Annotated in this window: 27 protein-coding genes; 15 read left to right on the top strand and 12 right to left on the bottom strand. The window is 73.4% G+C overall.

The window, feature by feature from the left end; all coding sequences use genetic code 11:
* Positions 1-137: 137 nt before the first annotated feature.
* Complete coding sequence (locus tag OG738_RS31225; RefSeq protein ID WP_329046300.1) at positions 138-1307, top strand: ROK family transcriptional regulator; 1170 nt, start codon at positions 138-140, stop codon at positions 1305-1307.
* A 189-nt stretch (positions 1308-1496) separates the two neighbouring features.
* Here the strand turns inward: OG738_RS31225 and OG738_RS31220 are convergent, their stop codons facing one another.
* Positions 1497-1727, bottom strand: a complete 231-nt coding sequence (locus tag OG738_RS31220; protein WP_329046299.1) for a hypothetical protein — start codon at positions 1725-1727, stop codon at positions 1497-1499.
* A 226-nt stretch (positions 1728-1953) separates the two neighbouring features.
* Between OG738_RS31220 and OG738_RS31215 the strand changes: the two genes are divergently transcribed.
* Positions 1954-2241, top strand: coding sequence for a hypothetical protein (locus OG738_RS31215; RefSeq protein ID WP_329046297.1), 288 nt, complete (start codon positions 1954-1956; stop codon positions 2239-2241).
* A 293-nt stretch (positions 2242-2534) separates the two neighbouring features.
* Here OG738_RS31215 and OG738_RS31210 read toward each other — a convergent pair whose 3' ends face one another.
* The 5 genes from OG738_RS31210 to OG738_RS31190 all read right to left on the bottom strand — a co-directional run bounded on the left by OG738_RS31210 (position 2535) and on the right by OG738_RS31190 (position 6958).
* Entirely contained in the window at positions 2535-4406 is a 1872-nt protein-coding gene (locus OG738_RS31210; RefSeq protein ID WP_329046296.1) for a ricin-type beta-trefoil lectin domain protein, read from the bottom strand.
* Positions 4407-4516: 110 nt separating this feature from the next.
* Positions 4517-5017: a hypothetical protein gene (locus tag OG738_RS31205; protein WP_329046295.1), complete on the bottom strand. Its 501-nt coding sequence runs from the start codon at positions 5015-5017 to the stop codon at positions 4517-4519.
* Positions 5018-5099: 82 nt separating this feature from the next.
* Positions 5100-5558 carry a dihydrofolate reductase gene (locus OG738_RS31200; RefSeq protein ID WP_329046292.1) on the bottom strand — a complete coding sequence of 153 codons (459 nt, stop codon included), beginning with the start codon at positions 5556-5558 and terminating at the stop codon, positions 5100-5102.
* Positions 5555-6352 (bottom strand): thymidylate synthase, encoded by a 798-nt coding sequence (locus tag OG738_RS31195; protein WP_329046291.1) that lies wholly within the window; start codon positions 6350-6352, stop codon positions 5555-5557. Before OG738_RS31195 ends, OG738_RS31200 begins: the two co-directional genes overlap by 4 nt.
* 9 nt (positions 6353-6361) lie before the next feature.
* Positions 6362-6958 carry a TetR/AcrR family transcriptional regulator gene (locus OG738_RS31190; protein ID WP_329046290.1) on the bottom strand — a complete coding sequence of 199 codons (597 nt, stop codon included), beginning with the start codon at positions 6956-6958 and terminating at the stop codon, positions 6362-6364.
* Positions 6959-7011: 53 nt separating this feature from the next.
* On the opposite strand from OG738_RS31190, the gene OG738_RS31185 reads away from it, so the two are divergent.
* From OG738_RS31185 to OG738_RS31165, 5 genes are all read left to right on the top strand, one after another.
* A complete protein-coding gene (locus OG738_RS31185; protein ID WP_329046289.1) occupies positions 7012-7683 on the top strand; it encodes a class II aldolase/adducin family protein in 672 nt (223 codons plus the stop codon).
* Positions 7680-8621 carry a carbohydrate kinase family protein gene (locus OG738_RS31180; protein ID WP_329046287.1) on the top strand — a complete coding sequence of 314 codons (942 nt, stop codon included), beginning with the start codon at positions 7680-7682 and terminating at the stop codon, positions 8619-8621. The genes OG738_RS31185 and OG738_RS31180 overlap by 4 nt, the downstream gene beginning before the upstream one ends.
* Positions 8622-8741: 120 nt before the next feature.
* Positions 8742-9629: a polysaccharide deacetylase family protein gene (locus OG738_RS31175; RefSeq protein ID WP_329046285.1), complete on the top strand. Its 888-nt coding sequence runs from the start codon at positions 8742-8744 to the stop codon at positions 9627-9629.
* A 125-nt stretch (positions 9630-9754) separates the two neighbouring features.
* A complete protein-coding gene (locus OG738_RS31170) occupies positions 9755-10258 on the top strand; it encodes a winged helix-turn-helix transcriptional regulator (protein ID WP_329046284.1) in 504 nt (167 codons plus the stop codon).
* A gap of 2 nt (positions 10259-10260) precedes the next feature.
* Positions 10261-10791, top strand: coding sequence for a pyridoxamine 5'-phosphate oxidase family protein (locus OG738_RS31165; protein WP_329046282.1), 531 nt, complete (start codon positions 10261-10263; stop codon positions 10789-10791).
* A gap of 10 nt (positions 10792-10801) precedes the next feature.
* On the opposite strand, the gene OG738_RS31160 is transcribed toward OG738_RS31165, so the two are convergent.
* Both OG738_RS31160 and OG738_RS31155 read right to left on the bottom strand, forming a co-directional pair.
* Positions 10802-12250 (bottom strand): FAD-dependent oxidoreductase, encoded by a 1449-nt coding sequence (locus OG738_RS31160; RefSeq protein WP_329046281.1) that lies wholly within the window; start codon positions 12248-12250, stop codon positions 10802-10804.
* Between the two features lie 4 nt (positions 12251-12254).
* The gene (locus tag OG738_RS31155; RefSeq protein ID WP_329046279.1) at positions 12255-13172 is read right to left on the bottom strand and encodes an AurF N-oxygenase family protein; all 918 of its coding nucleotides are present in this window, start codon (positions 13170-13172) and stop codon (positions 12255-12257) included.
* A gap of 305 nt (positions 13173-13477) precedes the next feature.
* Between OG738_RS31155 and OG738_RS31150 the strand changes: the two genes are divergently transcribed.
* Positions 13478-15028 (top strand): adenylate/guanylate cyclase domain-containing protein, encoded by a 1551-nt coding sequence (locus OG738_RS31150; protein WP_329046278.1) that lies wholly within the window; start codon positions 13478-13480, stop codon positions 15026-15028.
* Between the two features lie 46 nt (positions 15029-15074).
* On the opposite strand, the gene OG738_RS31145 is transcribed toward OG738_RS31150, so the two are convergent.
* On the bottom strand, positions 15075-16082 hold the full coding sequence (locus OG738_RS31145; protein WP_329046276.1) for a zinc-dependent alcohol dehydrogenase: 1008 nt from the start codon (positions 16080-16082) through the stop codon (positions 15075-15077).
* A 68-nt stretch (positions 16083-16150) separates the two neighbouring features.
* Here OG738_RS31145 and OG738_RS31140 point away from each other — a divergent pair, with 68 nt between their 5' ends.
* From OG738_RS31140 to OG738_RS31120, 5 genes are read left to right on the top strand one after another with little or no spacing between them, the layout of a single operon-like run.
* Positions 16151-17041, top strand: coding sequence for an SDR family oxidoreductase (locus tag OG738_RS31140; protein ID WP_329046275.1), 891 nt, complete (start codon positions 16151-16153; stop codon positions 17039-17041).
* A gap of 1 nt (position 17042) precedes the next feature.
* Complete coding sequence (locus tag OG738_RS31135; RefSeq protein WP_329046273.1) at positions 17043-17984, top strand: RNA polymerase subunit sigma-70; 942 nt, start codon at positions 17043-17045, stop codon at positions 17982-17984.
* 21 nt (positions 17985-18005) lie between these two features.
* A complete protein-coding gene (locus OG738_RS31130; protein ID WP_329046271.1) occupies positions 18006-18599 on the top strand; it encodes a TetR/AcrR family transcriptional regulator in 594 nt (197 codons plus the stop codon).
* The gene (locus OG738_RS31125; protein ID WP_329046270.1) at positions 18596-20212 is read left to right on the top strand and encodes a CocE/NonD family hydrolase; all 1617 of its coding nucleotides are present in this window, start codon (positions 18596-18598) and stop codon (positions 20210-20212) included. Before OG738_RS31130 ends, OG738_RS31125 begins: the two co-directional genes overlap by 4 nt.
* 10 nt (positions 20213-20222) lie before the next feature.
* Positions 20223-20993: an NAD-dependent epimerase/dehydratase family protein gene (locus tag OG738_RS31120; protein ID WP_329046269.1), complete on the top strand. Its 771-nt coding sequence runs from the start codon at positions 20223-20225 to the stop codon at positions 20991-20993.
* Here OG738_RS31120 and OG738_RS31115 read toward each other — a convergent pair.
* Entirely contained in the window at positions 20990-21808 is an 819-nt protein-coding gene (locus OG738_RS31115; protein ID WP_329046267.1) for a DUF427 domain-containing protein, read from the bottom strand. The two genes, OG738_RS31120 and OG738_RS31115, sit on opposite strands and share 4 nt — an antisense overlap.
* Positions 21809-21872: 64 nt before the next feature.
* Positions 21873-22520, bottom strand: coding sequence for a GntR family transcriptional regulator (locus OG738_RS31110; RefSeq protein ID WP_329046266.1), 648 nt, complete (start codon positions 22518-22520; stop codon positions 21873-21875).
* Positions 22521-22542: 22 nt separating this feature from the next.
* Here OG738_RS31110 and OG738_RS31105 point away from each other — a divergent pair, with 22 nt between their 5' ends.
* Positions 22543-22959, top strand: coding sequence for a VOC family protein (locus OG738_RS31105; RefSeq protein WP_329046265.1), 417 nt, complete (start codon positions 22543-22545; stop codon positions 22957-22959).
* A 44-nt stretch (positions 22960-23003) separates the two neighbouring features.
* Here the strand turns inward: OG738_RS31105 and OG738_RS31100 are convergent, their stop codons facing one another.
* Positions 23004-23678: a TetR/AcrR family transcriptional regulator gene (locus OG738_RS31100; protein ID WP_329046264.1), complete on the bottom strand. Its 675-nt coding sequence runs from the start codon at positions 23676-23678 to the stop codon at positions 23004-23006.
* Between the two features lie 75 nt (positions 23679-23753).
* Between OG738_RS31100 and OG738_RS31095 the strand changes: the two genes are divergently transcribed.
* Complete coding sequence (locus tag OG738_RS31095) at positions 23754-24497, top strand: sigma-70 family RNA polymerase sigma factor (RefSeq protein ID WP_329046263.1); 744 nt, start codon at positions 23754-23756, stop codon at positions 24495-24497.
* Positions 24498-24527 lie beyond the last annotated feature (30 nt).

The raw sequence follows: 24527 nt of genomic DNA, 5'->3' as shown, positions 1-24527 counted from the left end.
CGTCCAGTAGTTAGTAAAGTTTCTTAACATAGAACGTGCGGAGCCGAAAGGGTTCCGTGGATAAACTTGCGGCAACGCAGATCGGAGATGGGGACGTCGTGGGGCGAATCGGGCCGCAGGTGGGTACCCCGGCGAGCATGCGGGCGCTGAACCAGCGTCTCGTCCTGGAGCGGCTGCGCGGGCAGGGCGAGGCGACGCGACCGCAGATCGCGGCCGCCACGGGACTGTCGAAACCCACGGTGGGACAGGCGCTTCTCGATCTCGAGCAGCACGGTCTGGTCCGGACCACCGGGCGGAGCCTGGCCGGTCCGGGGCGCGCGGCGGTCGTCTACCAGGCGGCGCCGGACGCGGGGCACGTCGTCGGCGTCGACATCGGACGCCGGGCGATCCGGATCGCCGTGGCCGACCTGGAAGGCAGCATCGTCGCGCGGCTCGACGAGCCCAACCGGTGCCGCTCCGCGAGCGCTTTGGTGCGCACCGTAAGCGAATCCGTCGAACACGCGGTGGCCTCGGCCGGGCTCGCCCCGCACGACGTCGTCTCGACGGTGGTCGGCACCCCGGGCGTCCCCGACCCGGCGACCGGGACGGTCCACCGCGCGCCGAACCTGCCGGGCTGGGAGCGGCGCGGGCTGCTGCACGAGCTCGTCGCCGCGCTGGCGGGCGCGGGCTCGGACGTCGTGGTGGAGAACGACGCGAACCTGTGCGCGGTGGGCGAGCGCGCGCTCGGGGCGGCGCTGGGCGTCGACGTCCTGGTGTGCCTGACGGTCGGCACGGGCATCGGCATGGGCCTGCTGGTGGACGGCAGGCTGTTCCGCGGCGCCCACGGCGCGGCGGGCGAGATCGCGGACCTCCCGTTCGGCCCCCTCCCGGCGGCGGCCGGCGCCCGCCGCCCGGGCCCGGTGGAGACGGCGGCGGCGGGCCAGGCGGTGGTCGAGGCGGCCCGTGCGCGGGGACTGACCGCGCGGTCGGCGAAGGACGTGTTCCGCCTGGCGCGAGCCGGGGATTCCCGGGCGTTGCAAGTGGTCGCGGAGGAAGCGGAGAAGCTGGCGTACGTGGTCGCGGCGGTGACGGCGGTGCTGGACCCGCGGCTGATCGTGCTCGGCGGCGGGATCGGCGGGAACACGGACCTGCTGGCGGCACCGATGCGGAACGCACTGGCGGCGACGGTGCCGGTCGTCCCGGAGATCGTCGCGGGGCAGCTGGGTGAGGACGCGGTGCTGGCGGGCGCGATCGCGACCGCCCTGGGGACGGCCCGGGAGCTGGTGTTCGACCGGCGCGGACTGCGCCGCGCGGCCGGCGAGGCTTAGCGGGCGGCGAGGTCGGTCTGCCGTGCCGATCGATCAAGCGGACTCGCCCGCGCGGCGTGGTGAGGCCCGGGCCGCGCGTCCGTTGGGCAGCTTGCGCTGCGTGGCGAGTGAGCTGCGCACTTCGTCGGCGCCACGGTCCTCGCGAAGGGCATGCCCCTCAGCGCGGCCCTGCTCCCCTGCTCCGCGGCGTCAGTCCGAAGGGCCGCGCAGCGTGAGGACCACCCGCAGCACGTGCTCGACCGCCGCCGGGAACTGGGCTGCTCGCAGCTCCCCTCGCTCCGCCAGGTTCTCCGACGCGAACTCCAGCACCCGCTCCGGGCCGCCCCGGCGGACGACCAGCGCGGCCAGGTCCTCGAGGTCCAGGTCGGGATGGTCCAGGCGCGTCAGGGCGAACTCGACGATCAGCTCCTCCGACGTCATGTCCACCTCCTCCCACCATCCTAAGCACCTCGGGCTAACACTTGATCGAACAGACTTCGAGCCCCGATGTGGTGATGTGCACACAGCCGCGGACAACCCACAGCAGGCACGATTGAGCCGTTCGACGGAGATTTCGGGCGTTCGGGTACGGAACGCGAAGACCCGGTAACCCGGATGACCCGGTCAGTCGTGATGCAGGACCACCCGACGGCGGATCGGAGGCGAAATGGCCCTGCATCGGCAGCGCACGCGAGCCGGGGTCCGGCGGCCGCGGCACGCCCTCCCCGCCCGCTGGTGGCCGCCCGTCCTCCTGGCCGGCTCCGTCGCCGCGGTGATCCCCGGGGACACCGTCGGTGGCCTGCTCGCCGGGACCGGCGTCCTGGTGACCCTGACCGCGCTCGCCGCCACGCGCCGCGTCCTGGGACACGCCGCGGTGCACGTGAACCTCATCCTCGCCGAAGAGCTCTCCGCGGCGCGCGAACCGGGTTTGTCAACCCGTGGCCGGTATTGGTGAATCACCACGACCACGGCCCTGCGGAAGTCGGCTCCCGCGATGGTGAACAGCCGGTAACTCCTCGACGGCGCGGGCAAATCCGGCAGATTTCCGTCCCCGCGCACGCTGCTCTCGCGCGCGTCGAGGGCATCATCGTCAGCGGCGGCCGGGCCCAGGCCCGGCCGTCGACGTGGAGCCGGAAGCGCTCGGGCGGACCGCCGCCGACCTGCCGCCGGCGGCGATCAACGGCGAGCCCTCCCCCGGCAGGCACACGCGGCCGTGGCGGCTGGTGATCCGCGACTCGACCGCGTGGGTCACCGCCGGGTCCACTGCTGGTTGGCCCCGCCGCCGCAGGCCCAGAGGATGATCTTCGTGGCGTTGGCCGTGCCGGCGCCGCTCGCGTCCAGGCAGAGCCCGGAGAGCGCGTTCGTGATGGTGCCGTCGGCGTTCAGGGTCCACTGCTGGTTGCGCTGGCCGTTGCAGTCCCAGATGACCACCGCGGTCCCGTTGGTGGTCCCGTTGTCGTAGGCGTCCAGGCATTTGGTGCCGTTGACGACGAGCTGGCCGCGCGTCGGCGTCCACGTCTGGTTGGGGCCCGCCGCGCAGTCCCACAGCTGGGCCTGGACGCCGTTGGCGATGCTGTTGTCGTCGACGTCGAGGCACCGGCTCGACTGCGTGCCGACTACCTGGACGCCGCCGCTTCCCGGCAGGGGCAGGACCGCGACGTCGGTGAGCTGTGGTGGCGTACCCGAAAGCGTCAGGGTGTTCGTGCCCTTGCCCAGGGAAACCACCGCGGAGACGGTCTTGGCCGCTCCGCCGGTCGCGGGGAAGGCGAGGACGGTCGGCTGCTGACCGTTCACGGCGAGGGTCGGGGTTCGCGTGGTGGTCGCGCTGTAGGTGAAGGTCGCGACGGCCAGACCGGTTGCGGCCGCGGTGATCGACGTGCCGTGCGTGGCCGCGGCGTCGGTGCCCTGGACGGTCAGCAGCACCGAGTCGTTCGCCGGGACGCTCACGCTGTATCCGGTGGCGTAGCTGCCCTGGTCACCGGCCGCCCAGAGGTTCCGGACCTTCGCCGCGGCCGGGGTCAGCCCGAGGTCGGCCCAGCGCGCGGTCATCGTCGCGGCCGACGACGTCCGGTTGAGCAGCAGCACCGCGCGTTTTCCGGTGCCGCTCAGGACTTTGCCGTACACCTGGAGACCGGCGGCGTCCTCGGCGACCTTCACCCCCTGCAAGCCGCGCGGGTCCTGGTCGACGGCGATGACTTCCCGGTTCTTCAGGATCGACGCCGTTTCCGCGCTCATCGTCGTGAGGTCGTTGCCTGCGAGCAGCGGCGCGCCGGAGACCGCCCACATGCCCAGTTCGGTCCGGCCCTGCGCGGCGGTCAGCCCCGGCAGGCCGACGGTGAGCATGTCGGGATCGTTGACGTACCCGGTGTGCTGCGACACGGGGTGCTGCGCTTGGTCGAAGTTGGTGAGCACCTGCGGGAGGGTCGCGGTCTGGCCGTAGTAGATGATGTCCGTGCTGGTGCGCCACATCGGGGCCGTGCCGGCGCCCCAGTTCCACGGGTTCTTCTTGCCCCAGTCGCAGATGGACAGGGTGAGCGTGCGGCCGGTCTGTGCGGTCGCGGCGCGGTTGGCGTCGCTGATCGCCCGGTACGTGCTCGCCGGGTCGAGGCCCTCGGCGTCGCCGCCGCACCAGTCGACCTTGACGAAGTCGAAGCCCCAGCGCTGGAACTGCAGCATGTCCTGCAGGTAGTGGCCTTCACTGCCGGAGCCGGGCGCCGCGGGGCGGCCGGTCGGGAAGTAGTAGCCGCAGCCGTCCCGTCCGGCGTCGGTGTAGATCCCGGCCTTCAACCCCTTGCCGTGCAGGTAGTCCGCGATCGCCCGCATCCCGCCGGGCCACTCGGTCTCGTCGACGACGATGTCGCCCGCGGAGTTACGCGTGCCCTGCCACCAGCCTTCGTCGATGTTGACGTAGCGGTAGCCGACGTCCTTGAGCCCGGCCGACACCAGCGCGTCGGCCTGCGCTTTGATGACGTCGTAGTCGATCTTCGCGGCGAAGGAGTTCCACGACGCCCAGCCCATGACGGGTGGCGGAACCGGTGATTCCGCGGCGTTCGCGGTGCCAGTCCCCAGGAGCATCCCGGCGAGCAGCAGGAGCGCGGACAGCGCGTGGCGCAGCTTCATGGCGTGGCTCCGACTTCGTCGTCGCGGTGTTAGCGTTAACATTCCGGCTTACCGGTGAATTGTTGACCTCCGGCGGTTTCCGCGTCAACCGGCGGATGGCGGAAGGTCGCTCAGTGGGCGGTCTTCAGGCCGATGACGACCAGCCCGAGCGCAACGAGCACGGCGACCAGGAGCAGCTGCTTCCACCACGGCAGCCGGGTGCGGCGCACGGCGAGGAGCGCGAACAGGCCCATTTCGGCGACGAGCAGCCAGACGCTCGCCCGGACCGCGGTCCGGAACCCGATCACGTCGAGCGCCCCGGCCACGAGCAGGACACCGGGCAGCACGGCCGCTTCGAGGATCTGGCCGCTCGCGCGCAGCAGCAGCCGGACGTCGGCGCGCTCGCCGTCGGCGTCGTGGAGGGCGAGGTGCGAGACGTACTCGGCGAACAGGCTCGCGGCCCAGATCCCGCCGGTGGCGATCACCAGGTCGAGCACGGCGCCCCACGGGTCGAGCGGCTCCTCCAGCCGCCCGGCGAGCACGAGCAGGGTGCTGAGGCAGGTGATGCCGCCGTAGACCCGTTCCCGCAGCACGGCGGCCAGGTGCTCGGAACTGCGCGCGGGCGTGGTCACGGAGATCATTCTCGGGCCGGGTGCGCGGCGCCGCTCGCCGGGGTGGCCGGTCGCACGAGGCCGAGCGCCCCGAGGACCACGATCAGCCCCATACCAAGAACCGGTAGTGCAGCCCGGTCGACGACTCCAGCCACTCCCCCGTCGCATCCGGCGCGCGGCCGACGTCCGGCGCCCGCGTGTCCCCTTCGAAGCTCTCGCGGATCTCCGTCACGACGATCCGGTCCGCGAACGGCAGCGCCGCCCGGTAGACGGCCGCGCCCCCGATCACCCAGCCGTCGCCGGACACCGCGTCCAGCGCCGGTGCCAGGTCCGGGAACGTCTCCACGCCCTCCTGCGGCGTGGCCGACAGCACGACGTTGCGCCGGCCCGGCAGCGGGCGGAAGCGCGGCGGCAGTGACTCCCACGTCCGGCGTCCCATGAGGACGGTCGCGCCCCCGGTCAGCGACCGGAAGTGCTTCAGGTCCTCCGGCAGGTGCCACGGCAGCGTGCCGTCGCGGCCGATGACGCCGTTCGCCGACTGCGCCCAGACCAGCCCGATCACACCGCCACCGGCGCCTTGATGCCGGGGTGCGGGTCGTAGCCGTCGAGCGCGATGTCGTCGTAGGTGTAGTCGAAGAGGCTGTCCGCCTCCTTCAGGCTCAGCGTCGGGAACGGCCGGGCGTCGCGGGCGAGTTGCGTGCGGACCTGCTCTTCGTGGTTGTCGTAGATGTGGCAGTCGCCGCCGGTCCACACGAAGTCGCCGACCCCGAGCCCCACCTGCTCGGCGATCATGTGCGTCAGCAGCGCGTAGCTCGCGATGTTGAACGGCACGCCGAGGAACAGGTCGGCGCTGCGCTGGTACAGCTGGCACGACAGCTCGCCGTCGGCGACGTAGAACTGGAAGAACGCGTGGCACGGCGGCAGCGCCATGCGCGGGATGTCGGCGACGTTCCACGCCGAGACGATGATCCGCCGCGAGTCCGGGTTCTCGCGCAGCGTCCGCAGCACCTCGGCGATCTGGTCGACGTGCCCGCCGTCCGGAGTCGGCCACGACCGCCACTGGACGCCGTAGACCGGGCCGAGGTCGCCGTCCGGCGCGGCCCACTCGTCCCAGATCGTGACGCCGTGCTCCTGGAGCCACTCGACGTTGCCGTCGCCGCGGAGGAACCACAGGAGTTCGTAGGCGACCGAGCGGAAGTGGACCTTCTTGGTCGTGACCAGCGGGAAGCCGTCGGCCAGGCGATAGCGGAGCTGGTGCCCGAAGATCGACCGCGTGCCCGTGCCGGTGCGGTCCGCCTTGCGGGCTCCCGTGTCGAGGACGTGGCGGAGGAGGTCTTCGTACTGCGTGTCGGGCATGCCGGGAGCCTAGACGAGCCGCTCCAGGTAGGCCCGCAGCATCGCCTTCAGCTGGACGAGGAGTCCCGCGGCACCTTCGGGATCGGCGCGGAACGCCTCCTGGATGACGGCGTCGGCGGCGAGGAACGCGGTGCGGCACGCCGTCGCGGCCTCGTCGTCGTCGCGAAGCAGGCCCTGTGCCACGAGGACGCGGTGCACGCCGGTGGCCATCACGCGCTTGTGGGCGCCATCGGCTTCCCGCGCCGCTTCGGTGAGCCCGCGCCCCAGCCAGAGGGCACGGAACCCGGGTTCGGCGCGGTAGAGCGCGGCGAACGCGTCGACGAGCAGGCCGACGGGATCGGCCCAGGTCTCCTGGGTCGCCTGGTCGGTGAAGGACGCCATGAGGTCCTCCAGGCGGGCGAGGTAGCCGTCGGCCAGTGCTTCGGTGATGGCGTCGCGGTCCGGCAGGTACTGGTAGAGCGTCCCGACGGAGACGCCCGCCGCGGCGGCGACCCGGGTCGTCGTCAGTGCCTCGACGCCCTCCTCGGCGAGCAGCCGGTCGGCGGCCTCGAGCACCCGGGCCAGCTTCTCCCGGGCCCGGGCCTGACGCGGTACCCGCCGCAGCATGCGCCTCCGAACCTGAACGTGACTTTGTTTCGTATTTATCCTAGCCTCGGGCCATGGCAGTGGGAAGTTCCGTACTCGACGACGCGCGGCGGGCGGTGGCTCGCGCCGGTAATGGCCTCGCCGGCGAAGGCCTGCTGATCGGCACCGCGGGCAACGTGAGCGTCCGGGCCGGTGAGCACGTCGCGGTGACGGCGACGGGCGTCGTGCTGGGCGCGGCCACCCCGGACGACGTGACGGTCGTCGACCTCGACGGCACGGTCGTCGCCGGCGAGCTGGCGCCGACCTCGGAACTGGAGCTGCACCTGGGGATCTACCGGCGCTACGACGCGGGCGCGGTGGTCCACACGCACTCCCCGCAGGCCACGGCCGTGTCGCTGGTGCTCGACGAGCTGCCCTGCGTGCACTACCAGCAGCTCGCGCTGGGCGGCTCGGTCCGCGTCGCGCCCTTCGCCGTGTTCGGGTCGGCGGAGCTGGCGGCGGGCACCCTCGCGGCGCTCGACGGCCGGGCGGCGGCACTGCTGGCCAACCACGGCGCGATCGTCCACGGCCCCACGCTCGAGGCGGCGATGGACAACGCGCTGCTGCTCGAGTGGGCGTGCGGCCTGTACGTCCGGGCGGCGGCGCTCGGCGCACCACGGGCGCTGGACGACGTGCAGCAGGAAGCCGTCGTGACCGCCGCCGCGCAGCGCGGCTACGGCCGGCCCCGGCGGATCGACGGCCGATGACGCAGACCGTCGTCACGCTGGGCGCGCACGTGTTCGACGTGCAGGTCCGGCCGGTCGAGGCGATCCCGGACGGCCAGGGCGCGGCACTGGTGGAGCAGATCCGGTTCGGCCCGGCGGGGACGGCGGCGGGCACGGCGGTGACGCTGGCCAAGCTCGGCGCCGCGGTCCGCTCGGCCGGCGCGGTCGGCGACGACCCCATCGGTGACCTGCTGCTGTCGATGCTGACCCGGCACGGCGTCGACACGTCGCTGGTGCTGCGGCGGCCGGGCGTGCAGACGGCGGCGTCGGTGCTGCCGATCCGCGCCGACGGGAGCCGGCCCGCGTTCCACGTGCCGGGCGCGAACCTGGGCTACGGACCTTCGGACGCTCCCGCCCTCGAGATCGCCCGCGCGACCCACCTGCACCTGGGCGGGCCGGAGCTGATGGGTGGCGCCGCGGCCGCTTCGATCCTGGCGCCGGCCCGGGCGGCCGGCGTCGTGACCTCGGCCGATCTCCTGGCGCCGGGCGATCCGGGGGTGCTGGCGTGGATCGCCCCCGCTCTGTCCTCTGTGGACTACCTGCTGCCGAACGAGGAGCAGGTGCTGGGCCTGACGGGCGCGGCTTCGCTGGAGGACGGCGCTCGGGCGCTGCTCGGGCACGGTGCCGGCTGCGTGGCGGTGACCCGGGGCGCCCGCGGGGCGTTGGTGGTGACGGCGGATGCGACGGTCGCGGTGCCCGCGTTCGACGTCCCGGTGGTGGACACGACCGGCTGCGGCGACGCGTTCTCGGCCGGGTTCCTGCGGAGCGTGGGCCTGGGTCGTCCGCTGCGGGCGGCCGCGGTGCTCGGCTGCGCGGCGGCGGGGCTGGTCGCGCAGGGCCTGGGCTCCGACCACCGGGAGTTCGACCTCGCGACGGCGGACGCCTTCGCCGCGGCGACCCCGGTGCTTGCGATCACCTGATCCACCGATGTGCGGCTTTCCCGCACCACGCCTTGACTTGCCGTTTTTCCTGCCTCGAGGATGCGTCCTGTGCAGAGTGAAGGCAAGACCACCGACGCGCGCCGCCGGCTTGGAGGACGCGTGACCGAACAGCCGTGGCAGTGGGACGAAAAGACGTGGCGAGGACACGTCGAGCACGTGCGCGCCGGGCGCGCGCTGCGCCCGGCCTCGTGGCCCGGCGGCGCGAAGGTCGCCGTGGCGCTGTCGTTCGACTCCGACCACGAGACGCCCGCCCTGCGCGACGGCGACGTCCTGCCCGGCAAGATGGCGCAGGGCGAGTACGGCGCCCGGGTCGGCGTCCCGCGCATCCTGAACCTCCTCCGGCAGCACAACGCGCCGGCGTCCTTCTTCGTGCCCGCCGTGTCGGCGCTGCTGCACGACGGCGAAGTCCAGTCCTATGTGGACGCCGGGCACGAAGTGGCGCTGCACGGCTGGATCCACGAACGCAACACCGCGCTCACCGGGACCGAGGAGCGCGACCTCGCCTTCCGCGCCGCCGACGTCCTCGAACGCTTGGCGGGCACCCGGCCCGTCGGCATCCGGACGCCGTCCTGGGACTTCTCCGCGCACACGCTCGCCATCACGCGTGAGCTGGGCCTGCAGTACGACTCGTCGCTGATGGCCGACGACGACTGCTACGAGCTGCTCGAGAACGGCGAGCCCACCGGCGTCGTCGAGCTGCCGGTGGAGTGGATCCGCGACGACGCGCCGTACTTCATGATGGACCGGTTCGCCTCCCTGCGGCCCTACACCCCGCCGCGCGGCGTGCTGTCGATCTGGCGCGACGAGTTCGACGCCGCCTACGCCGACGGCGGCATCTTCCAGCTCACGATGCACCCGCACATCATCGGCCACCGCTCGCGGATCGCGATCCTGGCCGAGCTCCTCGACCACATCTCGGGCCACGACGGCGTCTGGTTCGCCACGCACGCGCGGATCGTCGACCACGTCCTCGAGGAGCGGTCATGACCACCGTGGACACTGTCGAACGGGTCGACTGGGCCGGGTACGCGACCCCGGAGAACGTCGGTTTACCCCCGGTCGTTCGCGGGTAATACTGCTCTCGTAATGCAACCAGTTGTGAGGTGGGAGCAGTGCGGGACGCGCGGTCGAGGTGTCCGATCACCCTGTCGCTCGAGATCTTCGGCGACCGGTGGACCCTGCTCGTGCTGCGTGACGTCGTCTTCGGCGGGGCCCGGCACTTCCGTGAGCTGCTCGGCGGCGAAGAGCGGATCTCGTCGAACGTGCTGGCCGACCGGCTGGCCGTGCTCGTCGACCACGGGCTGCTCACGCGGGCCGGCGATGCGTCGCACAAGCAGAAGGTCACCTACAGCCTGACCGAGCGGGCGATCGACCTCGTCCCGGTGCTCGTGCAGCTCAGCGCCTGGGGCGTGCGGCACCTGCCCGTCGCCGACGAGTACGCCGCTCGCGCCGCCGTGCTGACCGCCGGCGGTCCCCCGCTGTGGGAGGCCTTCATGGACGAACTGCGCGAAACCCACCTCGGCACCCGTCGCGGGAAGGCGCCGGACGGCCCGACCGTCGCCGAGCGCCTCGACGCCGCCTACGCGGCCGCCGTCCGCGACCGACGAACGGAGTGACGATGGAAACCCGGCTCGACGAACGGTTCAGCGACCCCGGCACCGAGGCCACCGGCTGGGCCGAGACGGTGCAAGCCCTCGAATCCGCGCAGATCAGCTGGCTCACGACGGTGCGCGCCGACGGACGGCCGCACGTGACGCCGCTGGTCGCGATCTGGCTCGACGGCGCCCTGCACTTCGGCACCGGCGAGACCGAGCAGAAGTACCTCAACCTGACCGCGAACCCGAACGTCGTGCTCACCACGGGCCGCGGCTCGTGGGACGACGCCCTGGACGTGATGGTCGAAGGCGTTGCCCGGCGCGTCACCGGAAAGGCGAAGCTGGACCGCCTCGGCGAGGCGTGGCTGGCCAAGTGGGACGGCAGCTGGCGCTACGAAGCGACCGAGGACGGCTTCCGGCAGGGCGGCCACGACGCCTTCGTGTTCGCGGTCGAACCGGCCCGCGTGCTGGCCTTCGGCCGGAAGCGGACGAGGCACACGGACACCTCGATGCTGTCCACTGTGGAGTTCACGCACACCAGCCACCGGCCATGAGCGGACCGGTTCAGCGGCGGAGCAGCCCGCGCCGCCGGGTCCGCAGCCGGCCGGCGACCGCGTCCTCCAGCAGTGCGCCGACCGTCTCGCGGGCGCACGCCTTGTTCGCGCCGATGCCGCCCGACGGGCCGCGCTTGATCCAGCCGGCCACGTAGGTCCCGGGCGCGACCCGGCCCGAGACGTTCGGGACCGTCCCGGTCTCCTCGTCGAACGGCAGCCCGGCCACGGGCGCGCCGCGGAACCCGGCGGCCCGCACGACCCGGCCCGCGAGGATCTCGATCTCGCCCGCCGGACCGGAGGCGGCGACGCCGCGAACCTCGGTGTCGCCGGTGAAGGCGACCGGGGCGGAGTGGAACCGGAGCACGACCCGCCGCCCGTCCGGGGGCGGCGCGGACCAGTCCACCGGCTCGCGCGGCAGGCCCCTCAGCCACGCGGCCTTGCCGTCGCCGGCGTCGATCGCCGCGGCGATCCGCGGGTCGTGCGCGTCCACCACGAGTTCACCGCGGGCCGCCAGCGCCAGCAGCTCCGACCGCGTGTACGCGGCGTCGTCGGGACCGCGCCGGGCCAGCAGCACGACCTCGCGCACCTTGCTCGCCCGCAGCCGGGTCAACGCCGCCGGAGCCAGGGACGTGGCCGCCAGGGACTCCGGGGCGGCGGTCAGGATCCGGGCGATGTCGAGGGCGACGTTGCCGGTGCCCACGACGACCACCCGCTCGGCCGAGAGGTCGACGGCGGCCGGCCGCACGCCGGGGTGGCCGTTGTACCAGTTCACCACCGTGGCCGCGGGCAGGCTGCCGGGCAGGTCCTCCCCAGGGACGCCGAGGCGGCGGGCCTGCGTGGCGCCGACCGCGTAGATCACCGCGTCGTGTCGCTCGGCCAGCTCGGGACCGGCTTCGGTACCGAGCCGCAGCCGCAGCCGGGGGTGGTCGTGGAAGCGCGCGAACTTCTCGCCGATCTTCTTCGTCGACGGGTGGTCGGGCGCGACGCCGTAGCGGATCAGGCCGCCGGCCGCCGGGAGCCGGTCGATCAGGGTGACCCGGGAGTTGGTGTGCAGCAACAGGTCTTCGACGGCGTACATGCCCGCCGGGCCGGTGCCGACGACCGCGACGTCCAGCGGCGCGAAGTCGCTCGGCAAGACCCGCGCGAACGAAGGCGGGGACCAGCGGTGGAAGTTCGGCGCGGCGGTGGCCTCGGCGAGGACGTCCCGGCCCGCGTAGTACTCCGCGTTGATCTCCTCGTAGGCCCGCAGCGGCCCGGTCAGGTCGCCGGCCGGGAAGATCGCGTCGACCGGGCAGGCGTCGGCGCAGGCACCGCAGTCGATGCAGGCCGCCGGGTCGACGTAGAGCATCTCGGTCGTCCCGAAGTCCGGCTCGTCCGGCGTCGGGTGGATGCAGTTGACCGGGCACACCGACACGCAGGACGCGTCGGCGCAGCAGGTCTGGGTGATCGCGAACGCCATGACTTCAGATCAGGTTCGCGCGCTTGTAGAACCACAGCGACGGCTTGGTGAGCAGCCCCGCGGAATGCAGGAACTCCATCAGCCCGGAGCAGCTCGAGCGCAGCATCGACTTGTGGTGCTCGTTGGCCTTCGCCTCACGCCGTCCGCGCTTCCCGTCGAGCCCGGCGTTTTCGTAGACCTTGCCGTTGACCATGCTGCCGACGATGACGTAGGACGCGATCGCGACGACCAGCGCGTTGACCTGCCGCCGCACCCAGCCGGCGCCCTCGAGCCGACGGCGGGTCTCCTCGCGCGCGAACTTCATGTGCCGCGACTCTTCGACGACGTGGATGTTGTTGATGGCCCGCACGAACGGGACGACGCGCTCGTCACGCATCCAGTCGCGCTGCATCACGTCGAGGACCTCTTCGGCCACGAGGATCGCCGCGTAGGCCGCTTCGCCGGTCGCGGTCGCCTTGAAGATCCGGCCGGCCTCGACGACGAACCGCCGCGGGCGGTAGGCGGGCGCGCGCAGTTTCGCGGCGCCGCGGGCGAACATGATCGAGTGCCGGCATTCGTCGGCGATCTCGGTCAGCGCCCACTGGAACGCGGGGTCGGTCGGGTCCTTGGCGTAGAAGTCCCGCAGGATCATCTGCTGCAGGATCATCTCGAACCAGATGCCGGTGCTGGCCACCGAGGCCGCCTCCTGGCGGGTCAGCTCGCGCTGCTGCTCCGGCGTCATCTCGGCCCAGTAGGACGTGCCGTAGAGCGAGCTCCACTCGGGGCTCGCGCCGTGGTAGTCCGTGTCCAGCGGCGTCTCCCAGTCGACCTCCTCGACGGGGTCGTAGGACAGCTGCTCCGACGAGTCCAGCAGCCGGCGCGCGGTCGTCTCGCGGTCCGAAGACGCTGCAGTCCCCGCTTCGCGTTCGCTGATGCTGGTCATCGCCGACCTCCTCGTCAGGTGTTACCGGAGTTCACTGTTACCAACCGTAACACATACTAGGTCCAGTGCACACCCGTCGGCCCGGTGGCCGTGGAACTCGCCGGGCGGGACGCCGAGGAGGCGGTGGACCATCGTCGTGAACGCGCCGGGCCCGGCGGCCATCGACCTTGGGGTCGGCGGACCTGCTGGGCGCGGCGCTCGTCACCCGTCCCGACTGGAGCCACTCGTCGGCGTGAACCGGCTCGCGAGGCGTCGGCGCTTCGGTGTACATTCGTTCACTCAACTGCGTCGAACGGCAGGAACCGGTGCCCTCACCCCGCGACACCCCCACCCGGACCGGGCCGTTCGGCTCCGGGCTGCTCGGCCCCCTCGACCAGGACGTCACGGTATTGCGCCGGCGCGTCCAGCGCCTGCTGACCGCCACCCTGATCGCCACGAACGTCATCGGCGCGCTGGTGGTCGTCGGGCTCGCGGCGCTGCTCATGCCGGCCCCGGGCATGTCCGGCGGCCTGCTGCGGACGATGGCGATCGCGGTGCCGGCCTACGTCGTGTCGGCGGTCGTCGTCGGCACGCTGTGGGGCACCCGCGGGGCGCTGCGGACGCTGCACTGGGCCGCCGAAGGACGCCGGCCGACCGACGCCGAGCGCGTCGCGAGCCTGCGCGTCCCCCTGCGTCTCACGCTCATGCAGGCCGTCCTGTGGGGCGTCGCGACGGTCGTGTTCGCTGCACTGGCCGTGCTCAGGCAGCCCGCGGTCGCGTTGACGGTGTTCCTCGTCGTCGCGTTCGCGAGCGTCGTGGTGTGCGCGATCGCGTACCTCTTCGGCGAGTTCGCCCTGCGGCCGTACGCGGCGCGAGCCCTCGACGGGACGGCGCCGCCGCGCCCGCTCAGCGGCGGCGTCAACCTGCGGATGCTGCTGTTCTGGTGTCTGGGCACCGGGGTGCCGGTGGCCGGGCTGGTCGTCACGGCGGTGCTGGCCTGGGTCCGCGGCGACGTCTCGACGACGAAGCTCGCGGTGTCGGTGATCGCGCTCGGCCTGGTCGTGCTGTGCTTCGGCCTGCTGGTCACGGTGTTCACCGCCCGTGCGGTGGTGAACCCGATCTCGTCGGTGCGCGACGCGCTGGGCCGGGTCCGGGCGGGCGAGTTCGACGTGGCCATCCCGGTCTACGACGGCACCGAGCTGGGCCTGCTGCAGGCCGGGTTCAACGACATGGCGGCCGGGCTGGCCGAGCGGGAGCGGCTGCGCGACCTGTTCGGCAGGCACGTCGGCCACGAGGTGGCGGTCGAGGCGATGCGCACGTCGGCGGGGCTCGGCGGGTCGGTGCGCACGGTGTCGGTGCTGTTCGTGGACCTGGTCGGCTCGACGGCGCTGGCCGCGAGCCGCCCGCCCGAGGAGGTCGTCGGCCTGCTGAACCGGTTCTTCGCGGTGGTGGTCGACGAGGTCGACCGGCACCACGGCCTGGTCAACAAGTTCGTCGGCGACGCGGCGTTGGCGGTCTTCGGGGCACCGGCCCCGCTCGGCGACCACGCGACGTGCGCACTGGCGGCCGGCCGGGCGATCGCGCGGCGGTTGGCGCTCGAGGTCCCGGACGGCCCGGCGGGCATCGGCGTGGCGACCGGCGACGCGGTGGCGGGCAACGTCGGCGACCCGCGCCGCTTCGAGTACACGGTGATCGGCGATCCGGTCAACGAAGCGGCCCGGCTGACGGAACTGGCGAAGAACGCTCCAGGCCGTTTGCTGGCGTCGTGGACGGCGGTCGAATCGGCGGCGGAGGAGGAAGCGGCACTCTGGAAGGCGACCGAGGACGTCACCCTGCGCGGCCGAAGCCGCCCGACGACGCTGGCTGCGCCGCGCTAGAGGTGCCGGGGCCGATGGACCCTCGGGTGCCGAGGCAGCCGCCGGGCTAGCGGCGTGGGTCGATGTGGATCTTCGGACCCGGGCCCGGCCGGTACTCCCCCGCCAGCACCGCGCCCACCTCGCCGAGCCCGACCGTCGCCGCGACCAGGGGGCGCGGGTCGACGGCTCCGGCGGCGTACGCCGCGATCGTGTCGGCCAGCCCCGGGGACGCCGACAGGACGCCGACCGCCGTGACGTCCTTCAGCACCAGTGCGCGGGTGTCGAGCCGGCTCGGCCGGCCGGACAGTCCGATGTAGACGACCCGGCCGGCCGGTTCGACCAGGTCCACCGCCAGCGCGGGCAGGTCCGCGGCGCCCGTCGCGTCCACCACCGCGTCGAACGGCAAGTCCGGCAGCGAGCGTCGGGTCCAGACGTGCTCGAAGCCGAGACTGCGCGCGAAAGCGCCGTCGTCCACGCCCATGACGTGCACCTCCGCGCCCCCGGCCCGCAGGAACATTCCCGTCAGCAGCCCGATCGTGCCCGGGCCCGACACGAGAACCCGGTCGCCCGCGCCGGTGGCCCGCGCCGCGCGCAACGCGTTGCCGCCCGGCTCAACGAGCGCGCCGAGCACCGCGTCGACCTCGTCGGGCAGAGCGTGCAGCGACCACGCGGGGACGGCGAGCCGCTCGGCCAGCGCGCCGGGCCGTCCGCCGCGGATACCGACTTCCTGGCGGTTCTCGCACGTGTGCTGGTGACCCCGGCGGCAGCGGCGGCACGTCCGGTCGCCGAGCATCGTGTCGCCCATGACCCGCCGCCCGAGCCAAGCGGCGTCGACGCCCGCCCCGACGGCCGAGACCGTGCCGGCCCACTCGTGCCCCAGCCGCATCGGGTAGGCGGAGTGGCCCTGGTGCAGGTAGGCCATCTCGCCGGTGAAGAACTCGACGTCGGTGCCGCAGACCCCGGCCCGTTCGACGTCGACGACGACTTCACCGGGGCCCGCGACCGGGGCCGGAACCTCGTGCACGGCTCCTTGCCGCGGCCCGGTGAGCACGAAGGCCCGCATCGTCGAAGACATGGCTCATGCTCGCACGACCAGTTTCGCGCGGCCCCGGAGTCCAAGTACGCGACACGAGAGGAAAGCACATGATCTTGGTGACAGGGGCGACCGGGCTGACCGGATCCGCCGTGATCCGCGCGTGCGTGGCCGAGGGACTGCCGGTGCGCGCACTGGTCCGGGACCGCGCGAAGGCGGCAGGCTTCCCGGACGGCGTCGAGGTGGTGACCGGAGACCTGCTCGCGCCGGAACCCGCGCTCGACGGCGTCGACCGGGCCCTGCTGATCTCCTCGGCCGACCGGCGGCTGGTCGAGACGCAGCAGACGTTCATCGACGCCGCGAAGCGCGCCGGGGTCGGTCACGTCGTGAAGCTGTCCGGCCGGGGGTGCCGGAGCGATTCGGGGTTCCGGTTCGCGCGGATGCACGCGGACGTCGAGCGGTACCTCGCCGGCTCCGGGCTCGCGTGGTCGGTGCTGCGGCCGAGCCAGTTCATGCCGGTGTACTTCCGCGAGGTGCCGTCGATCCGCGACGGCGTCCTGAGCCTGCCGATGGGTGAGGCGAAGCTGGCGCCCGTCGACGTCGGCGACATCGCGCGCGTCGCGGTCGCGCTCCTGCGCGGCGAGGGCGAGGACGGCGGGCGGTACGAGCTGACCGGGCCCGAAGCGCTGACGATGACCGAGGTCGCCGCGCGGCTCGCCGATGCTGTCGGGCGGCCGGTCCGCTACGTCGACGCCGACCCGGCCGCCCAGCGCGAGCGCCTGCTCGCCGCCGGAATCCCCGCGTTCTTCGCCGACGCGATGGACGAGCTGTTCGCCGAGCGGCGCGCAGGTGCCGAAGAGTCCCGAGTGGACCTCGGCACGCATGAGAAGTTCGGCGTGCGGCCGACGACCTTCGCCGAGTTCGCGCGCCGGAACGCGGCGGTGTTCCGCGGCGAGGTACCGCCGTCACACCGGTGGGCCTCCGGCTGGCAGCCGGCCTGACATGCTGACGACCATGCCGGACCGGGCCGCGTTCGAGGAGCAGCTCGGCCCGCTGCGCCGGGAGCTGGCCGGGTACTGCTACCGGATGCTCGGGTCGGCCTTCGACGCCGACGACGCGGTGCAGGAGACCCTGGTCCGCGCCTGGCGCGGGCTCGACCGGTTCGACGGCCGGGCCGCGCTCCGGACGTGGCTGTTCACCATCGCCACGCACGTCTGCCTCGACGCGCTGAAGGACGCGCGACGCCGGGTGCTGCCCACCGCCGTCACGGACGAGCTGGGGCCGGCGCTCCCCCGCGAGACCTGGGTCGAGCCGGTCCCGGACCGCTGGGTCCTCGACCCCGCGCTCGTCGCGGTGGAGCGCGAATCGGTCCGGCTCGCGTTCGTCGCCGCCCTGCAGGTGCTTTCGCCGCGCCAGCGCGCGGTCCTGCTGCTGCGGGACGTGCTGCGGTGGCGGGCGAAGGAGGTCGCGAAGCTCCTCGGCACGACGGAGGACGCCGTCAACGCGGTGCTCAAGCGCGCCCGCGCGGCGCTGCCTGCGCCGGATCCGGCGCCGCTGTCCGGCGACGACCGGGCCCTGCTCGCCCGCTACCTCGACGCGTTCGAGCGATTCGACATCGACGCCCTCGTCGCGTTGCTGCACTCGGAAGCGACGCTGTCGATGCCGCCGTACGACATCACCCTGCGCGGGACCGCGGCGATCGCGGCCTGGTTCCACTCGCGGCGCGCCGCGTGCGAGGGCGCGCTCCTCGTGCCCGTGGACGTCAACGGCGGTGCGGGGCTGGCGCAGTACCGGCGCGGCGCGCGAGGTCACCACGCCTTCGCGATCCACGCCCTGACGACCGCGGCCGGCCGGATCACCGCCCTGCACACGTTCCTCGACCCGGCGCTCTTCCCGCTGTTCGGACTTCCGGAGGCCGTTCCCGAACACTTGCCATTTTCTTGACAACTGTCCATTATCGGAGGCATGCGAGCCGACTGGTTGACCGAAGCCCCCGTCAAGGACCGGCGGGTGCGCCGGTCGCGCGCCGCGCTGATGGCGGCCGCCGTCGACCTCGTGTCCGCACGGGACTCGACGGCCGTCGCCGTCTCCGAGATCGCCGAGGCGGCGGACGTCAGCCGCCAGGTGCTCTACCAGCAGTTCGGCGACCGCGACTCGCTCCTCCTGGCAGCCGCGCAGGACCTGGTCCGGCGCGAGCTGCTCGGCGAGCTCCCCGAGGACGAACGGGCGGCGCTCCTGGCACTGGCCGGGCACTTCGCCGCGCGCCGTCGCTTCTACCGCGCACTGCTGACCGGGGCGTCCGCGTACGCCTTCACCGAGGCGCTGACCAGCGTGTTCCTGCCCCTCAACCGGCGCCACCTCGGCCACGCGCTCGGCGACCGGCTCGGCGCGCCGGAGATCGAAGACCTGGCCACGTTCCTGACCGGCGGGGCCGGCGCGGTCGTCAACGCCTGGGTCGTCGACGGGCCGGACCCGCTCGACCCCGACGGCTTCACCGACCGGCTCATGCGGATCCGGTCGGTCGTCACCGCGACCATCACGAAGGAGGCCGGCCGGTGATCAGCCGTGTCCTCGAACGCTTGCTGACGCTGCCCGCCCCGGCGACGCGGAAGCTGGCCGTCCAGCGCGACCTGCGGGTCCCGATGCCCGACGACGCCGAGCTGCTCGCCGACCGGTGGGCGCCCCGCGCGGGCGGGGACGGCCTGCCCACCGCGCTGGTCCGCAGTCCGTACGGCCGGAAGAGCGCGCTCGGGGCGCTGCTCGCCCGGCCGCTGGCCGAACGCGGCTTCCAGGTGCTGATCCAGAGCACCCGCGGCGGCTTCGGCTCCGGCGGCGGCTTCGACCCGCTGCGGCAGGAGCGCGAAGACGGCCTGGCGACGCTGGACTGGGTCGTGCGGCAGCCGTGGTTCGGCGACGCCATGGTGCTCCTCGGCCCGAGCTACCTCGGCTACGTCCAGTGGGCGGTCGCCGATCGCCTGCCACCGCAGGTCAAGGCGATGATCCCGCAGGTCACCGAGTCCGGCCTGACGCTGGAGTTCCTGCGGGAGGACGGGCTTTCGCTCGAAACGCCGTTCGGCTGGGGCGTCCAGGTCGCCGTCCAGGAACGGCGGTTCGCGCTGCTGCGGCGACGCGGCCAGGCGAAGAAGCTGGAACGCGCGCTCACCACGCTCCCGCTCGCCCAGGCGGACGTCGTCGCGATCGGCCACCGCTCGGACTACATCCAGGACGTCCTGGCCCACCCCGAGACCCACCCGCGGTGGGCGGCCGTCGACCACCGGCCGCGCGTCGCGGACGTCACCGTCCCGGTGAGCTCGATCGGCGGCTGGTACGACATCTTCCTGCCCGGCCAGCTGCGCGACTTCCGCACGCTGCAGGACGCCGGACGACGGCCCCGGCTCACGGTCGGGCCGTGGACCCACGCCGGCCGGCCCGACCTGCTCGCCGGCACGGGCCTCATGATCCGGGAAGCCCTCGAATTCGGGCTCGCGCACGCCCACGGCGAAGAACCGCCGGACCGCGCGCCGGTCCGGCTGTTCGTCATGGGCGAGGAAGCCTGGCGCGACTTCGCGTCCTGGCCGCCGGAAGGCTATGCGCCGCACCGGTTCCACCTCCAGCCCGGCAGCGCGCTGGCCGCGGCCGCGCCGGCCGAGTCGGCCCCCGACCGCTACCGCTACGACCCGGCCGACCCGACGCCCGCGGCCGGCGGCGTGCGGATGGCCCCGGACGCCGGGCGGGTCGACAACACGGCCCTGGAAGCCCGCGCCGACGTCCTCGCCTACACCACGGCCGCGCTCGACGACGACGTCGAAGTCGTCGGCGAGGTCAGCGCCGAGATCTGGTTCCGCAGCAGCCTGCCCTTCGCCGACGTCTTCGTCCGGCTCTGCGACGTCGGCCCGGACGGCCGTTCGCACAACGTCTGCGACGGCCTCACCAGCCTCACCGCGGCGGACGAGCTGGCCGCCGTCACGGTCCGGCTGTGGCCGACGGCGCACCGGTTCCGGCGCGGGCACCGCATCCGCGTCCAGGTGTCGAGCGGCGCGTTCCCGCGCTACGCCCGCAATCCCGGCACCGGCGAGCCGCACGCCACCGCGACCGCCCTCCGGGCCGCGGACCAGGAGGTCCACCACGACCCGGCGCACGCGTCGGCGGTCGTGCTCCCGGTCCGCTCCTGAGGAGGCCCGGGTGCGGCGGGTACTGGTGACCGGCGCGGCCGGGCGCGTGGGCCGCATCGTCGTCCCGCGCCTGCGCCCGGCCGGGGACCTGCGTCTGCTGGATCTCACGCGGTCCGACGAGATCGCGGGCGAGTGGGTGACCGGCTCGGTGACCGACGCCGCCGCGATGATCGAAGCGTGCCAAGGGATGGACGCGGTGATCCACCTCGCCGGTATCGCCGGTGAGGACACCTGGGACCGGCTGATGACCGTCAACGTCGGCGGCACGCGCACGGTCCTGGACGCCGCCCGGGCCGCCGGCGTCCCCCGGGTGATCCTGGCGTCGAGCGTGCACGCTGCCGGGTTCCGGCCCGCCGGTCGGGAGGCGCCCGCGGACTGCCCGCCGCGGCCGGACACGTTCTACGGGGTCAGCAAAGTGATGACCGAGGCACTGGGCAGCCTCTGCCACTCCCGGTTCGGGACGGACGTGATCTGCGTGCGGATCGGGTCGTGCTTCGCCCGGCCGGTCGACCGCCACGCGCTGGGCCTGTGGCTGTCCCCCGGCGACGCGGGCCGGCTGTTCGAGGCGTGCCTGACCGCCGGGTCGCCCGGTTTCCGGATCGTCTGGGGCGTGTCGGCCAACACCCGGGGCCGGTGTTCCCTGCGGGAGGGCGAACGGCTGGGCTACCACCCGGTCGACGACTCCGAGCGGTTCGCGGCCTCGATGCCGCCCGACACCTCGGTTTCGGCCCACCTGGGCGGGCGGGCGTTCACCACCACCGAACTCGGCCGGGCCCGCTAGGACCACGGCGTGACCGGCCGCGGCAGCCGCTCGCCGTCCAGGACGACGTCGACGCGCTCGGTCAGGAAGGCGATGTACCCGGCGACCTCCCGCGCGTCGGACAGCGGCTCCTCGTAGGTCCACGCGAGGTCGCGGTGCGCGCCCACCGACCAGTAGGTCGCGTGGCCCTTGTAGGCACAGGTGGTGCGCGTGTCCGACGGCGTGAGCAGCTCCATCCGGACGTCCTCGCGCGGCAGGTAGTAGCGAGCCGTGATGCCGGTTTCGAACAGCAGGCGCGGCGCGCCCGAGTCGGCCACCACGACGCCGTCGACCTCGATCCGGACCCGGCTGTCGCTGCGCCGGATGTCGATGCGCGAGAACGGGTCCCGCGGGTGGCCGACGATCGGCTCGGCCTCCTCGAGCCACTCGTCGAAGGCGGCGAAGTCGAGGATGACGTGCTCGCCGAGGTCGGCGTCGGCGGGCTGGAAGCCGGCACCCGGAAGGGTCACGCCGGCCCCGGCCAGGGTCAGCGGCCGGCCCGGGCAGGTGTGCACGGCGAACGCGGTCCGCGGGTCGAGGACCGGCGGGCCACCCTCGGCGAGCCGCACCGCGTGCTCCGGCGCCGACACGCTGTCCGACGGGGTCAGCATCGCGCGCAGCTCCGCCACGGGAAACGCGTACGACGGCACCACGCGCTTCGGTTCCCAGACCAGCACCGCCCGCCGCGAGTCGGCGAACGTCCGTCCACTCGCGACCGCCCGCACCCGCTTGGCCACCGGTTCGTACCGCAGCTCGGCCAGGTCACCGGTGAACCGCGCGCCCATGCGTGTCGCCATCGGTCCACCATCCGCCCGGGCGGTCGCTGCCGTCAACACCGGCAGCTTTCCCCTGCCGTCGTGGTCAGGGCCGCCGCGTGAGGACGTCGAACGCGTGCCGCCGGTGCGTCGCGAACAGCTCAAGGGCCGCTTCGCGGTCGCCCGCCCGCAATGCGCCGGCGAGCTGCCGGTGTTCGGCGGGGATGCCGGTCAGGTAGCCGTCGGTCTCGACGCCGATGCGGGTCAGCAGGAACAGGTGGACCTGCGAGCGGATCGCCCGCCAGGCCTCCGCGAGACGCCGGTGCCCCGCGGCCCGGTAGACCGCGTCGTGGAAGTCGAGGTCGCAGCGGACCATCTCGTGCTCGCCCGCCGCCCGCTCCATGCGCGTCACGACCGCGTCGACCTCGGTCAAGTCGGCCGCGCGGTCGATCACCAGCTCGACGGCGAGCCGTTCGAGGGCCGCGCGCAGGCTGTCCAGCTCGGCGATGTCCACTTCGGACAGTGACGTCACGGTCGTGCCCCGGTGCCACTCCCCGCGGACGAGGCCCTCGCGTTCCAGCTTGAGCAGCGCCTCCCGCACCGGCCCGCGGCTCACGCCGAGCACCTCCGCCAGCTCCACTTCGCGCAGCGAGCTGCCGGGCGCGTACGCCCCGTCGAAGATCGCGTCCCGGAGGCGGTCGGCGACCTCGTCCGCGAGACCGCGGCGGCGCGCGGGAGCCACTCGAGCACTCATGTCGCAATGTTAACATCAAGACATGACGATGCCCCGCTTCCACCTCGCCATGCCGGTCGACGACCTGGCCGCCGCCCGCCGCTTCTACGGTGACGTCCTCGGCCTCGACCAGGGCCGCAGCGCCGACACGTGGGTCGACTGGAACCTGCACGGCCACCAGTTCGTGACGCACCTGGCGCCGGAACGGCGCCAGCGCGTCCACAACCCCGTCGACGGCCACGACGTCCCGGTGCCGCACTTCGGCCTGATCCTCGAGGTCGAGGCGTTCAAGGCGCTCGCCGAGCGGCTGCGGGCGGCGGGGACGGAGTTCGTGATCGAGCCCTACGTCCGCTTCGAGGGCCAGGCGGGTGAGCAGTGGACGATGTTCCTGCTCGACCCGGCCGGGAACGCCCTGGAGTTCAAGGCCTTCGCCGACGACTCACAGGTGTTCGCGGTCTGACACCTGCGCGGGAATCCCGGTGCGCCTTCGCCACTGTGGACGGTTCACGCGAGGGCCGCCAGCTCGGTGTGCGGGTCCAGCTCGAAGCCGCCGGCGCGCAGGGTGTCGTCGACGATCCCCCAGACCCAGCGGGCCAGCAGCGCGGCCAGCTCGGCGCGGGCGACGCCGCGCGGGTTCTCCAGCCAGCGCGAGGTGCTCGACTCCACCAGGCCGACGAGCCCGAAGGCGACCGCTTCGCAGACGCGAGTGTCCACTCCGAACAGTCGGAGGTAGTGCTCGAACACCACGGTCAGCTGCCGCGCGATGGCGGTCTTGCCGTCGGCGAAGACGTCCGGGGCGCCGTCCACCGCGTGCCGGGTCAGGTAGCGGTAGAGCGAGCCGTGCTCGGCCAGCCAGCGGGTGTGCGCGCCGATCGCCGTGCGGATCAGCTCCATCGGCGTGCCGCTCGGGTTCCACAGTGGCGCGAACTCCGCGGTGATCAGCTCCGCGACCCGGCCGGCGATCGCGTGCTGCAGGTCGGCGGCGCCGTCGAAGTGCCGGTAGAGGCGCGTGCGGGCGACGCCGGCTTCGTCGGCGATCTGCTCGGTGGACACGTCGGGCCCGTGCCGGGCGATCGCGCGCAGGCCCGCCTCGACGAACTCGCGGCGGCGGCGGTCGCGCTGGCCGGCCCACCGGGCGGCCCGGCCGTCGGGCGGGCGCGGGGTGTCCGTCGGCGTCATCGGCCGGATTGTAGTGGTATGACATACACTGCCGTACCACTTACTTGCGGTACCACCTGGCCACGGAGAGTGCCGATGAGGAACGCCGACGAGGAGCCGCCGGACGCCGTGCTGCTCGCCGCCCTCCGCGCGGGTGACCTCGACGCCGGCGGCGCCCTGTTCCGCCGGCACGCCGAGCCGCTGCGCCGGACCGCGGCGGCGTGGGCGAAGCAGCCCGCCGAGCGCGACGACCTGGTGGCCGAGACGTTCGCCAGGGTGCTGGCGGTCGTGCGCGCGGGCGGCGGCCCGGACGGCGACCTGCGGCCGTACCTCGTCGTGACGCTGCGGAACCTCGTGTCGCGGTGGGGCCGGCAGCGCAGCCGGGTCGAGCTGTGCGAAACGGTCCCCGAGACGACGTCGAGCGGCGCCGAGGAGCTGGCCCTGCACCGGTCGAACGAGAAGCTCGTGTGGTCGGCGTACTGCACGCTGCCGGGCCGCTGGCGGACGGTCCTCTGGCGCACCGAGGCCGAAGGCGACTCGCCGACGGAAGCGGCGCCGCTGCTGGGCTTGACGCCGAACAGCGTGTCGGCGCTGGCGATGCGGGCGCGCGAGGGATTGCGCCAGGCGTACCTGCAGGTCCAGGTACCCGACGCCGCGGAGCCGGTCTGCCGCGAACCGCGCCGCCGGATGGGCGCGTGGGTCCGGGGCGCGCTGTCTCCGCGCCGGGCGAGCGTCGTCGCCGACCACGTCGCGGGCTGCCGGGCGTGCCGGACGGTGGCGACGGGCCTGGACGAGGCGAACCGCGAACTCCCCGGCTCGGCCGCCCGCCTCACCGGCTAGCCCCGGTCGAGTTCCGTACCCGCAGGGTCG

The organism is Amycolatopsis sp. NBC_01488, assembly GCF_036227105.1.
Lineage (GTDB): Bacteria > Actinomycetota > Actinomycetes > Mycobacteriales > Pseudonocardiaceae > Amycolatopsis.
Note: the sequence above shows the minus strand (reverse complement) of the source record. Positions and strands in the feature narration are given on the sequence as shown.